This is a genomic window from Aeromonas sobria (assembly GCF_006243315.1).
GTDB lineage: Bacteria > Pseudomonadota > Gammaproteobacteria > Enterobacterales > Aeromonadaceae > Aeromonas > Aeromonas sobria_A.
This window is the reverse complement of the sequence record NZ_NKWE01000015.1, coordinates 1-12171: the sequence shown is the minus strand read 5'-3', so window position 1 is coordinate 12171 and position 12171 is coordinate 1. Positions and strand designations below refer to the sequence as shown.

The following is a 12171-nucleotide window of genomic DNA, read 5'->3' as shown; positions in this document are numbered from 1 at the left end:
CATGCTCTCCTAGAAGTTGTCATCTTGCGGATTTGTCACCGCCGGTGCGGCGATCACCATGGATTCCAGTGCCTGTGCCAGCAGCTGGCGGGCAGCCTCGTGCACATCCGTTGCCGCCAGCCAGTCGGCGCTCATCAGCAGCATGGGGAAGTTGACCCCGGTTACGACGGCGACCGGCTGCGGCCATGCGGAGTCGAACGCGAAGCGGCATGCCACGTTATAAGGGGTGCCACACTCCATATCGCACAGCACCAACACCCCGTCAGACCCTGCGCCGTGTTGGCGCAGGGTCTGTTCAAACTCGGCACGAAAGGCCTCGATCCCCCCCTCTTCCGTGAGAGAGACGGTCGCCACGGCAGGCATCTCGCCGTAGACCATACTGGCGCTGGCCAGCAGGGCCGGCGCCAGTGAACCATGGGTTGCGATAAGTATCCTCAGCATCTCGGTTACCCCCTCACAAAAGCTTTGATGGTGGCAATGGTCTGCCCTTCACTCTCGCCACTCGGGCGGATGCGATAGCGTCCCACCGACGCTGGCACGATAAAGGTCTCGGCGTAGTGCACCACGAAGGGGGCGAAGGCGTTATCCGGACTCTCGACCGTTGCCTCCCGACCCTCTATCAGGTTGAGCACCTGCACGGTGCCGCCGGTATCGTGCTCTACCGGCACGCTGAACCAGTGGCGACGGGTCTCGATAAATTCCCGCTCGTGCAGACCGGTACGCTCTTCACGCCACCCTTCCCCTTCGGCGATCGGCTCAATGCAATTGACCAGATTTCGCTCGGTCCAGTCGGTATCCCGATCCCACTGGATCACCTTGCTGCCGTGTTCCAGATGGATGGGGCGCGGGATACCGTCGAGCCCGACCCGACCCCAATCCCACAACTTGAAGGTGAAGATGAATGGGGTCGCACTGATCTCGAGCACCATGGCCCCCGCCCCCGAGCAGTGCACAGTACCGGCCGGGATCAGAAAGTGATCGTGCTTGCGAGCGGGGAAACGGTTGACGAAACGTGCGTCGTCGAAGGGCTTCTCACCGCGCTGGGCTGCCGCCAGCTCCGTCAGCATCTCTTGCGGAACAGTGCCATTGCGAGTGCCGAGATAGACGCAGGCATCGGGAGCAGCATCCAGCATGTAGTAGCTCTCATCCTGGGTGTAGTGCATGCCGAACTCCTGCTGGATATATTCGGTCAGCGGATGCACCTGCAGACTGAGGTGCTGCCCCTCTACCGTATCGAGGAAATCGAATCGGATGGGGAACTCGGCGCCAAAACGGGCGTGAACCTGCTCACCCAGCAGCGGCCTGGGCTCACAGAGCACCAGGTTTTGCGAAGGGATCTCGACCCGGACCGAACCAAACCGGAGATAGAGACTGTTCTCCTCAGGCACACAGTCAAAACACCAGGCATAGTTGGCGGGCGCCGGGTCGAGATCGCACACCTGTTTCATCCACTGACCACCCCACACCCCGGGGTCAAAGAAGGGAACCACCCGAAACGGCTGGCGCGCCGCCTGATGCAGTGCGGCATGCAGTGCCTCCCCGGTCACCAGTGTCGGCTTGCCCTTGATATTGGTATCGAGCAAGAAGTCGATGGTCGGTAATTGCGCCACCTTGTGACGATCAAACACCCGCCACTCGATAAAGAAGGCGCGCTTGTAGCGGCGCAGAATGTCCTCTTCCGTGTTATCCGCACCCCAGTTGCCAATCTCTTTACGGCGCAGACGCTGCTGGATCTCCCAACGGGCCAGGTCGGCGTAGACCCGCACATCCCCTTGTGCGACCAACGACGCGCCACTGCCCATCACCACCACCAGCCCTTGCGGGACAGCCTTGGTCTCTGCTTGTAAACGGGCGAGTGCGGCGGGGTCAAAAAACTCCACCATCTTGTGAGGTGCAACCACCCCGAACACCCGATCATCGGTGATGAAACGTTCAAGCATCTCCAGCACTTTGGGCTCGGGCAAACGTGCCTGTTCCACATCGATGAGAGTGTGGGGGCCAAGTGCCTCCAGCAGTTGGGTGCGCAGCTCAACCTGATCCACACCGTGGTAGCAGTCGATCACCAGCACCACTTTTGCCTTGTCCTGCCCGTTCACTTTGGCCAGCAGGTGCCGGACGATGGAGTCCCACCCCTCACAGGCGGCATCTTCATATCCGGCAACCGCAATCTCGGGATACTTGTCGTAATTGGATACATAACTCGAATGAATCATTGGCCTGCTCTCTCGCTGATATCTGCAAGAAAGATAAATCGATTAACCCGTTAACCCCAACCTGATAAACAAGATTAACCTCAAATAATCGACTACTTGCTCACCACCTGATGGGTTATTTGTGATCAATGACTCACTTTCATTAATGTCTAATCAATCAGAAAGGTTAATCGATATACCCTTACCTCATTAACATGACAGGAGACACCTCATGAGCAATGTGACCGTTGCCGATATTGCCCGCCATCTGGGGGTATCTACCGCTACCGTCTCCATGACCCTGCGCAACAAGGGACGGATTTCGGAACATACCCGCCAGCGGGTACTCAAGGCGATCGATGAACTCGGCTATGTCTACAACCAGACCGCCGCCAATCTGCGCAACAAGAGCAGCAATCAGGTGGGTCTGCTGTTGCACGACATCACCAACCCCTTCTATGCAGAGATGACCGCAGGGCTGAGTCGGGAGATGGAGCATCACGATCTGATGCTGTTTCTTGCCAACAGCGAGGAGTCAGCGGCAAGGCAGCAACAATTTATGGACTCGCTGCAGCGCAACAGCGCCGCAGGCATGGTGATCTGCGCCGCCCAGCCTACACCCCACAGTTTTTTCGAGAGCCTGCAACGGCGCCATATGCCCACCATTCTGGTGGTGCGGCCGGTGCCGGATGTGGCGATCGACTTCGTCGGCACCGACAACTTTCTCGGTTGCCAACTGGCCACCGAGCATCTGATCCGCCTCGGCCACCGCCACATCGCGTTTATTGGGGGGGCAACCACCTCCATCAGCCGCTCCCAGCGCCTCGGTGGCTATATGAGCAAATTGCTCGAACACGGCATCGCCGTCAAACCGGAGTGGATCATCAGCTGCGGCGCCAGCCGGGTGGAAGGCACCCTGGCGATGACAACACTGCTGGATAAGCATCCGGAAGTCACCGCCGCGGTCTGTTATCAAGACATAGTGGCACTGGGCGCCATGCTGGCCTTGCGCAAACAGGAGCGGCGAATTGGCCAGGATTTTGCGCTGGTCGGGTTTGACGATATTCCGGAAACCGCGCTGGTAGAACCCGCCTTGACGACAGTGTCGGTGGCGGCGCGCGAGATTGGCCGCAAAGCGGGGGAGTTGTTGCTCGAGCGGATTGCTGGCAATGACGAACCGGCCAAGAGCATCATCTTGCCCCCCTCACTGGTGGTGCGCCAATCCTGCGGCAGCTGCTAACGGGGTCGCTCTCGACCCCGTTAGCTGATAGTTATGTGATGGGGCTGATAGTTATGTGATGGAGGCGCTCACCCCGCTGCTCACCACACAAGGTTCTCCCTCCTCCCCTGCGACCACGCGCAGGCCAAACCCCTGCTCTGCCATCAGCTGATAATCATGACCGGCAATGGCAGGCCAGACCGCCAGCGCAGAGAGCCGGGTCTCTCCGGTATTGATCAGCCGATGGGCCACGTGACCCGGGATATGGTGGACACTGCCGGGGAAAACCTGCTCAAGCCGACAGACGCCAGCCATATCCTGCAACAGCAGTAAACCGCTCCCGCACAACCCGAAGTAGTACTCCGCCTGTTCGGCCCGGGCATGGATATGGCCACGGGTCATAAAAAACTCGCTCCCTATCCTGCCAGCCTCAAGATGGGTGACGCCCATGTTGAGATCCCCCTCCACACCACTGCTGGGCAACATCGCCACGCGATAGAGCACAGTTTGCGGGTCAACCGCCGCTTCAGCAGCCGACTCGGCAAACAAGCCATGCAGGTCGGCCAAGCTTGTACTCTTTTCCACCAGTTCGGCACCGGACAAACTGCCGGTCGCAAAATCCACCATGGGTGGGATCATCGGCTTCATCATCATCTACTCCTCAGTGACGCGTTATCAGATGGCGCACCTGCGCCTCGCCAAAACAGGCTAAAAGGTTAATCCATTAACCACAAGCGTCATCGCTGCTGCCCACATCACGATTTGGACAACAAAAAAGCGGCCCGAGGGCCGCCTTGTCTTCAATGGGATGTGATTGCATTACACCACTCAGGCTGTCGCCAGCTTGGCCTGCACTTCCGCGCGCTTGAGCATGGCGTAGGAGACACCGGTCAGCAGCGAGCCGGCGGCAATCGCCACGATATACATCATAACGTTGCTGATGGCGTGCGGGATGAACAGCACGAACAAACCGCCGTGGGGCGCCATCAGCTCACAGCCAAACAGCATGGAGAGCGCACCGGTCAGGGCGCCGCCGACCATACAGGCCGGGATGACCCGCATCGGATCCTTGGCGGCAAACGGAATGGCCCCCTCGGAGATAAAGCACAGGCCCAGTACGAAGGAGGCTTTACCCGCCTCTTGCTCGGTCTTGATGAACTTGGTGCGCGCCAGGAAGGTGGCGATGCCCATCCCCAGTGCCGGTACCATACCGGCGGCCATCACCGCCGCCATCGGGGCGTAGGTTTTGGATGCCAGCAGACCCACCCCGAAGGCATAGGCAGCTTTGTTGACCGGACCACCCATGTCGAAGCACATCATGGCGCCGATGATGACACCCAGCAGCACCGCATTGGTAGAACCCATGTTGTTGAGGAAGGTGGTCATGGCACTCATGATGCCAGCCACCGGGCCACCCACCACGTAGATCATCACCAGACCGGTAAACAGGCTGGCCACCAACGGAATGATCAGGATCGGCTTGAGCGCTTCCAGGGTGGTCGGCAGGCGCACCTTGTCGCTCAGGTACTTGGCGCTGTAACCAGCCAGGAAACCGGCCACGATGCCACCGAGGAAACCGGCACCCAGCGAGCTTGCCAGCATACCGCCGATCATGCCGGGGGCGAGGCCCGGGCGATCAGCGATGGAGTAGGCAATGTAACCGGCCAGCACCGGGATCATCAGGGCAAAGGCCGACGCGCCGCCGATCTGCATCAGGGCAGCAGCCAGGGTGCCTTCTACCTTGAACGCTTCGATACCGAATACGAACGAGAGCGCGATGATAAGCCCCCCCGCCACCACCATCGGCAGCATAAAGGAGACGCCGGTCAGCAGATGCTTGTAGGGGCCTGCTTTTTCCTCTTTCTTGGGCTGGTTGGCACCGCTGTGGCGATAGAGTGTCGCCTCGTTCCACGCCTTGTCGAGCTCGGCGCGGGTCTTCTTCAGCGCCGCACCTGTGCTGGTGCGATAGACCGGCTTGCCGTCGAAACGGGCCATGTCCACTTCGATATCGGTGGCGAGGAACACCAGATCGGCGGATGCAATTTCCTCGGCGGTCAGAGCGTTCTGGGCACCGACCGAGCCTTGGGTCTCGACGCGGATCTGATAACCCAACTGCTTGGCCATGGTCTCCAACGCTTCTGCCGACATAAAGGTGTGGGCCACGCCGGTTGGGCAGGCGGTCACCGCCACGATGCGCTTGCCAGCGGTGGCCGGTTTGGCGGCAGCATTGGCAACGGTGGGCACGGCTTGATGGCGATAGACGTTGGCACCGCTGGTTGCGGCTTCCAGCAAGGCGGCCGGATCTTGCAGCGCCAGATCCATGCTTCCCTGATAGACCCGCTTGCCATCATAGGCGGCGAGATCCACCGGGCAGCTTGCAACAACCAGCACCAGGTCGGCGGCAGCAATCTGCTCCTTGCCCGGCACCTGACGGGGTTGCACGCTGGAGCCGACGTCGAGGGTGAGCTCCCAGCCTGCCAGTTTGGCCTGCTGTTCTATCCGTTTTGCAGCGAGAAAGCTGGTGGCAATGCCCGCCGGGCAAGCCGTAACCAAAATTGCTTTCATTGGGCATCTCCTGAGTTGTCCATTGAGGGGGTATTGCATTGAACCGGTGCCAGCTCAGCCAGACGCTGTACGCGCACCTGTTCAAGTAAGGGGTTGATCACCGCAATATCGCTAAAGCCAACCGCCACCTGACTGACCGCCAGTGCCGACACGGCGGTGGCCAGCCGCAGGGTCTGCTCCGGCGCCCAGCCAAGGCTCAGACCATGGGCGAGACCGGCGACCAGCGAGTCGCCAGCACCGACCGTGCTGACCACCTGCATCCGTGGCGGAATAGCTTGCCAGACGGCATCCGGGGCAAACCAGATGAGGCCATCGGCGCCATTGGAGATCACCACGTTGGGGATCCCGCTTGCCTGCAGCGCGCGGGCACACTCGGCCTGCTCGCTCAAAGTCTTGATTGGGCGGCCCGCCCATTGCTCAAGCTCTTCCAGATTGGGTTTGACCAGGGTCGGCGTCGCCTTGATCCCTTCGCTTAAGGCCGCGCCGCTGCAATCGAAGATCACCTGCTTGCCCTTGGCCTTGAGCAGGCGGATCAGATGGGCGCAGTAATCGGGGGCGACCCCTTTGGGCAGGCTGCCCGCCAGCACGAACCACTCTGATTGCGGTGCCAACTCGTCGATGGCCTGCTCCAGCGCGCTCACTTCCCCTTGATGGATAGTGAGCCCCGGCAAGTTGAGATCGGTGACCCGACCGGACTGCTCGGAGATCTTGACGTTGATGCGGGTGCTGCCCGCCACGCGCACAAAATGATCAGCCAGCGCCCGCTCCGTAAACAGGGAGACAAAGCTCTGCTCATTGTCAGCGCCAAGCCAGCCGGTCACGCCCACCTCGCGGCCCAGATCTTTGAGCACCATGGCGACGTTGATCCCCTTGCCCGCCGCACGCAGGTTGGCCTCGCTCACCAGATTGACCTCGCCCAGGCTCATCGCCTCAAGACGGGTGGTGAGATCAAGGGCGGGGTTGAGGGTAATGGTGACAATCTTCATCAATGCGCCCCCTCGCCCAGACCAGCGGCGATGGCCTCACCGATCCCCTTGAGGGCGGCTTCGGCATCGGCCCCTTCGGCGCGAAATGCCAGACGGTGGCCGCACTTGACGCCAAGGCCAATCACCTTCATCAAGCTCTTGGCAGAGACCGCTTCGCCGCTGCCATCCAGATTGGCAACCCGAATGTCGGATGCAAACTCTTTGGCCACCTTGACCAGCATGGCGCCCGGACGAGCATGCAGACCGTGGGGGTTGATGATGGTGAAGGTTTCGGCAAGACCGCTCGCTGGCCCCGCCTGCAACATGGCCAGCCCTTCGCTGCCCGCCAGCGTAGCAAGCTGACCGGCATCAGCCAGTTTGGCCAGATTCTCAAGTTGCGGCAGATGGCCTGCATCGGCGGCACACAGCAGCAGCATGGCGCTGACCGGCAGTTCACCTGCGGTGAGTGCGCTACTCGGCGTTGCCAGCACCCAACCGGTCTGGGCCGCTGCTGTTTGCTGAACATTGGCCCGTGCCAGCCAGATCCCCTCGCCCAGATAGGCGGGATCGCTTGCCAGCAGCGCCGTCACCATGGCGGCATCGCCCCAACCCGCAGACTTGGCGCGGGCGGCCGCACCCAGCAGCAGCTGGTCGCGATCATCAGCCGGGAAGTCAGCCAGGGTCAGGTATTGCACCTCTTTCGCAGCAGTGGCGCCGGTCAGGATGTTGATGATGGTGTCGGCATCGGTGGCCTCTCTCAATTGTGCAGCCGCCTGCTCGTCACCCAGCACATGGGTGAGCTGGCGCAAAATGCCCAGATGCTCGTCAGACTTGGCAGCAATGCCGATGGCGACATAGGCGATCTGCCCCTCGTCCCACTCGATACCCTGGGGGAACTGGGCCACCATGACGCCGGTGCTCTTCACCAGATGGCGGGTGTCGGTAGTGCCGTGGGGAATGGCGATACCGCTGCCAAGGTAAGTGGCATGCTGCGCTTCACGGGCCAGCATCCCATCTACATAGCCCGCTTCCACCAGACCGGCTTCGGTCAGTTTGCCTGCCAGCAGTGCAATGGCTTCCGACTTGGTTGCCACCGACTGTCCCAGCAAGATCTGCTGCTGCGCCAACTTCAACATAGAGACTCTCCATCAGGTTCCGGCCGCGCCGGTACATCACAATTGAACATTCGGGTAACTCGCCAGCTGACAATAGGCCTGATCGCGATTAACTGTGATCAAGGTTGGCTTTTGAGGCCTGGCTATCTATCCGCTGCTGACAGGCTGAATCGTTTCACTTACACTCAGACTGAATCGTTTCAGCGAATTGATCAAGTGCCCGTATCCAGTGCTTTTCAATGATATGATCCCGCGCACACTTTTCGGTGCCCTCACCCGGCAGTGACCGTGGGCCTTGCAACTCAAACAGAGCCAATATGATGAAACTGGATGAAATCGCCGCCCTCGCCGGTGTCTCGCGCACCACGGCCAGCTATGTGATCAATGGCAAGGCCGACCAATACCGCATCAGCCAGGCGACCCGCGACAAGGTGATGGCGGTGGTCACCGCCCACAACTACCAGCCGGACAGCCGTGCCGCCTCCCTGCGTGGCGGCCAGACCAAGACCTTGGGCTTTATCCTGCCCGACCTTGAGAACGCCAGTTATGCCAAACTGGCCAAGCGGCTCGAACAGGGGGCGCGGGTACAGGGCTATCAGCTGCTGATCGTCTGCTCGGAAGATGATCCCGCCACCGAAAAAGAGCTGGCCCAGATGCTGGTGAGCCGCCATGTGGATGCCCTGCTGGTGGCCAGCTGCCTGCCCCCTGACGACCCCTTCTATGGCAAGTTGCAGGCGCAAGGGTGCCAGATCCTCGCCATCGACCGGGCCATGGCCGCCGACAAGTTTGTCACCGTCGCCAGTGAAAACGAGAAGGCGAGCTTTGATCTCACCAGCTCCCTGCTTACCCCCAGTCTGCGCCATATCGCCTTGATCACTGCATTGCCGCTGTTGACGATCAGTGTGCAGCGCAAAGCCGGGTTCGAGCAGGCAGTCGCCAGTCACAGCACTGCTCGCCACCTGTGCGAGGGGGATCACTTCTCCCGCCTCGAGGGGTATCGCCTGATCAAAAATCTGCACCAGCAGCTGGGTCAGCTGCCCGAGGCGCTGATCACCACCTCCTATATCCTGATGGAGGGGGTGCTCGATTACTTGCTGGAGTTAGAGCTGGAACAAGAGATCGATATGAGCCAGCTCGCCATGGCCACCTTCGGGGACGATCGGCTGCTCGACTTCCTCCCCTTTGGCATCAACTCCCTGCCCCAACAACACGATGCACTGGCCAGCCAAGCGCTGGAGCTGGCACTCAAGGCGGTGAACGGCGAATACCAGAGCGGCCTGCACTATGTGAGCCGCACCCTCAAACGCCGCCGCTAATCCACCCAGCGGCAGACCCTGTTTGCCGTCACTCCATGCGAGAAACAGTGCGTGACAACTGTTCGTGAAAACCGTTCGTAAAAACAGTGCGAACATAAGGCTGCCAGGATCGGCAGCCTTATGTTTCTCCCCACCGTCCTGCCGCTCTCTGCTCTCTGCTTTCTCTAAATGCCTGACCGACCAAACAATCGGCCGCCACACCCCTGTTGCCCCTCAACGCCACGCAACGTCAATACAAGGCCCTCCCCGCTCCCCTATCTGCGCTGCTGCCACTTGGCTTATCTGTATCTATGAGCCTCCTATCTATGAGCCCCCTGTGTCAGTTGTTTTTTTCGGTGATTTTTTCTGCAATTAGCCGCCACTGTCATCATTTGTTTCCACTTAATGCCACATACCAGTACAAGATCCGTGTAAAAGGGGTTGTTTCCGCTATTTTGATCCGCTAACTTGGCAACCATCTTTTACAAGTGACAGGTTTTAGGTACAGATGTTCCCGTTCCGATATTGCTAGCCTCCGGCCTTATCCCCGGAGGCGCCTGCTGATAACGCCAATTGACCCCTCTTGTTGACGTCACTGCTGACACCGCCTGTTTGCACTGACACCGCTACGTTCGGATGGATAACATGAATACCAAAACCCTGGGTTGTACCCTGTTGATTGCTGGCACCACCATAGGTGCCGGGATGCTGGCTCTGCCGCTGGCCTCCTCCTCCCTCGGCGGCCCCGCCACCCTGATGCTGATGGTCGGCCTCTGGGCCCTGATGGCCTTCACCGCCATGCTGCAAGTAGAAGCGAGCCTCAACACCGGCAAGTGGTACCTGCACCAGCTGGCGGATCATCTGCTCGGCCCCTGGGGCAAGCGCATCGCCTCTTTCTGCATCCTGATGCTGTTCTACTCGCTGGCTTCCGCCTACATCAGCGGCGGCAGCAGCCTGCTAGTACAAGCGCTGGCCGATGCGGGCATGACCCTCAGTCAGGAGCAGGCAGCCTGGGCCTTTACCCTGCTGTTTGGCGGCATGGTCTGCGTCGGTACCCGCTCGGTGGATTACCTCAACCGGCTGATGTTCACCGTGAAGCTGGTGATCATGGTGGCGGTGTTGGCACTGCTGTTGCCCCGCGCCGAAGGGCAGCATCTGCTCTCCATGCCGTTGGGTCAGGGCTTGTTGCTGGCGGGCCTGCCGGTAATCTTCACCTCGTTCGGCTTTCACGGCTCCATCCCGAGCGTAATGCTCTACCTCGGTGACTGCCCCAAGCAACTGCGCCGGGTCTTTGTCTGGGGCTCTGCCCTGCCGCTGATCCTCTATGTGCTGTGGCAGGTGGCGATCCTCGGTCTGCTCGGTCAGCAAGCGCTGCTGCAAACCGGCGGGGCGCTGGACAGCCTGCTGGCCAACATAGGTCAACTGGTGAGCTGGCCTGCGTTTAATCAGGCGATGCACCTGTTTGCCGATCTGGCGCTCGCCACCTCCTTCCTCGGGGTGACGCTGGGGCTGTTCGACTTTATGGCCAAGGTGACCCACCGCAAGGACAACTGGCAAGGCCGCAGCCAGACCGGCCTTATCACCTTCGTGCCGCCGCTACTGTTTGCCCTCTACTTCCCGCAGGGCTTTATCATGGCACTCGGCTACGCCGCCATTGCGCTGGCGATCCTCGCGGTACTGCTGCCGGTGGCGCTGGTGTGGCAGAGCCGCAAACAGGCCCCCGCCCACCACTACCGCGCCCCCGGTGGCGTGGTAGCGCTGGGTCTTGCCGCCGCCATGGGGGTACTGATTGTCGGCGTACAGATCAGCGTCAGCCTTGGAATGCTGCCCGCGCTCTAATCCTTGCCGCGATTCAATCGCTCCACTTCAAATAGCAAAAGAGCAAAAGCCCCGCCAATCAGATTGGCGGGGCTTTTTGTTGGTGAGAAATTTCAAAGACAGTTCAGCTTTCGAATTAACTATTACCTTACAGTATTATCGCGATCGAATGAGTGAACAGATCACAATTTAATTACTTATTATAAAATCGTTTTACCAAATTGATATAGATATTTTGAAAACTCTTCTCTTTTCTCTTCCCATGACAAGCTCATTTTATTAAGAAACTCTAGTATCTCACTTTCACTACCAAGCTTGGATGCTAAAACTTGATATAAGTAAAATATAGATATCCCTCTGCTAACTTTATCACTTTCTGTATACTGACCAATATCTTTGGCTCTTTGAATAATAAATCCTCTTAGAGCTGATATTTTTTGCTCCAATTGGGATATTGTATCTGTTTTGAAATAAACCAAGTATTTAACATGCCTTGCGGCATTATCTTTACTCAACTCGATTAAATCTACATTTAGTATTTTAGCTATTTCACTATCCAAGTCATGCAGTAATTCACTTGAGTTAATATAGTTAAAAATCGAAATACTATCAATGCTCACATCTTGTGGTGCTTCAAACATTGTTGTTTGAATATTATTTTCATAATTATTTAACTCATTTCTAATTTGAATAAACTGATCATCCGCCAGTTCTAATAATCCAGCCAGCTGCGAAAACTTTCGCCTAACTGGTTTAGGAATTTCAATCTTCGATTTATATCCAATATCATGCTCTATCTCAGCCCAAGTATGCTGAAGAATTGAGCGAATTTGTATTTCAAATTTTAACCCAGAAAACCTCTTGTATTCTATTAAGCCAGAACGACTCTCTGATAAACCAACAACATAATGAAGCGATAGATATCCAAACCGATCTGGATCTAAACTTGCTCTTTTGTCGATCGAGTTTCCTGAATCCACACTAGGGGCTGTCGTCTTGAAC

General features: G+C 58.3%; 10 protein-coding genes. 3 read left to right on the top strand and 7 right to left on the bottom strand.

Features of this window, described 5'->3' with window-relative positions; all coding sequences use genetic code 11:
• Nucleotides 1-9 precede the first annotated feature (9 nt).
• A complete protein-coding gene (locus CF137_RS03595) occupies nt 10-441 on the bottom strand; it encodes a PTS sugar transporter subunit IIA (RefSeq protein ID WP_139717988.1) in 432 nt (143 codons plus the stop codon).
• A gap of 5 nt (nt 442-446) precedes the next feature.
• Nucleotides 447-2213, bottom strand: coding sequence for a class I mannose-6-phosphate isomerase (locus CF137_RS03590; RefSeq protein WP_139717986.1), 1767 nt, complete (start codon nt 2211-2213; stop codon nt 447-449).
• Nucleotides 2214-2424: 211 nt separating this feature from the next.
• Between CF137_RS03590 and CF137_RS03585 the strand changes: the two genes are divergently transcribed.
• Entirely contained in the window at nt 2425-3432 is a 1008-nt protein-coding gene (locus tag CF137_RS03585; RefSeq protein WP_162515821.1) for a LacI family DNA-binding transcriptional regulator, read from the top strand.
• Between the two features lie 51 nt (nt 3433-3483).
• Here CF137_RS03585 and CF137_RS03580 read toward each other — a convergent pair whose 3' ends face one another.
• The 4 genes from CF137_RS03580 to fruB all read right to left on the bottom strand — a co-directional run bounded on the left by CF137_RS03580 (nt 3484) and on the right by fruB (nt 8077).
• Nucleotides 3484-4059 carry a glucose-6-phosphate isomerase family protein gene (locus CF137_RS03580; RefSeq protein ID WP_139717984.1) on the bottom strand — a complete coding sequence of 192 codons (576 nt, stop codon included), beginning with the start codon at nt 4057-4059 and terminating at the stop codon, nt 3484-3486.
• 180 nt (nt 4060-4239) lie between these two features.
• Complete coding sequence (fruA, locus tag CF137_RS03575; protein ID WP_139717982.1) at nt 4240-5976, bottom strand: PTS fructose transporter subunit IIBC; 1737 nt, start codon at nt 5974-5976, stop codon at nt 4240-4242.
• Nucleotides 5973-6962, bottom strand: coding sequence for a 1-phosphofructokinase (gene pfkB / locus CF137_RS03570; protein WP_139717980.1), 990 nt, complete (start codon nt 6960-6962; stop codon nt 5973-5975). Before pfkB ends, fruA begins: the two co-directional genes overlap by 4 nt.
• On the bottom strand, nt 6962-8077 hold the full coding sequence (fruB, locus tag CF137_RS03565) for a fused PTS fructose transporter subunit IIA/HPr protein (RefSeq protein WP_139717978.1): 1116 nt from the start codon (nt 8075-8077) through the stop codon (nt 6962-6964). The genes pfkB and fruB overlap by 1 nt, the downstream gene beginning before the upstream one ends.
• A 296-nt stretch (nt 8078-8373) precedes the next feature.
• On the opposite strand from fruB, the gene cra reads away from it, so the two are divergent.
• Nucleotides 8374-9372, top strand: a complete 999-nt coding sequence (gene cra, locus CF137_RS03560) for a catabolite repressor/activator (protein WP_162515819.1) — start codon at nt 8374-8376, stop codon at nt 9370-9372.
• A gap of 624 nt (nt 9373-9996) precedes the next feature.
• A complete protein-coding gene (locus CF137_RS03555) occupies nt 9997-11190 on the top strand; it encodes an aromatic amino acid transport family protein (protein WP_139717976.1) in 1194 nt (397 codons plus the stop codon).
• Nucleotides 11191-11369: 179 nt separating this feature from the next.
• Here CF137_RS03555 and CF137_RS03550 read toward each other — a convergent pair.
• On the bottom strand, nt 11370-12171 hold an 802-nt coding region (locus tag CF137_RS03550), incomplete at its 5' end, for a GTP pyrophosphokinase (RefSeq protein ID WP_139717975.1).

Excerpts from the sequence above, each read along its gene's own strand:
- CF137_RS03555 (WP_139717976.1), top strand. The coding sequence starts at position 9,997 with ATGAATACCAAAACCCTGGGTTGTACCCTGTTGATTGCTGGCACCACC.
- cra (WP_162515819.1), top strand. The coding sequence starts at position 8,374 with ATGATGAAACTGGATGAAATCGCCGCCCTCGCCGGTGTCTCGCGCACC.
- fruA (WP_139717982.1), bottom strand. The coding sequence starts at position 5,976 with ATGAAAGCAATTTTGGTTACGGCTTGCCCGGCGGGCATTGCCACCAGC.
- CF137_RS03595 (WP_139717988.1), bottom strand. The coding sequence starts at position 441 with ATGCTGAGGATACTTATCGCAACCCATGGTTCACTGGCGCCGGCCCTG.
- fruB (WP_139717978.1), bottom strand. The coding sequence starts at position 8,077 with ATGTTGAAGTTGGCGCAGCAGCAGATCTTGCTGGGACAGTCGGTGGCA.
- CF137_RS03585 (WP_162515821.1), top strand. The coding sequence starts at position 2,425 with ATGAGCAATGTGACCGTTGCCGATATTGCCCGCCATCTGGGGGTATCT.
- CF137_RS03580 (WP_139717984.1), bottom strand. The coding sequence starts at position 4,059 with ATGAAGCCGATGATCCCACCCATGGTGGATTTTGCGACCGGCAGTTTG.
- pfkB (WP_139717980.1), bottom strand. The coding sequence starts at position 6,962 with ATGAAGATTGTCACCATTACCCTCAACCCCGCCCTTGATCTCACCACC.
- CF137_RS03590 (WP_139717986.1), bottom strand. The coding sequence starts at position 2,213 with ATGATTCATTCGAGTTATGTATCCAATTACGACAAGTATCCCGAGATT.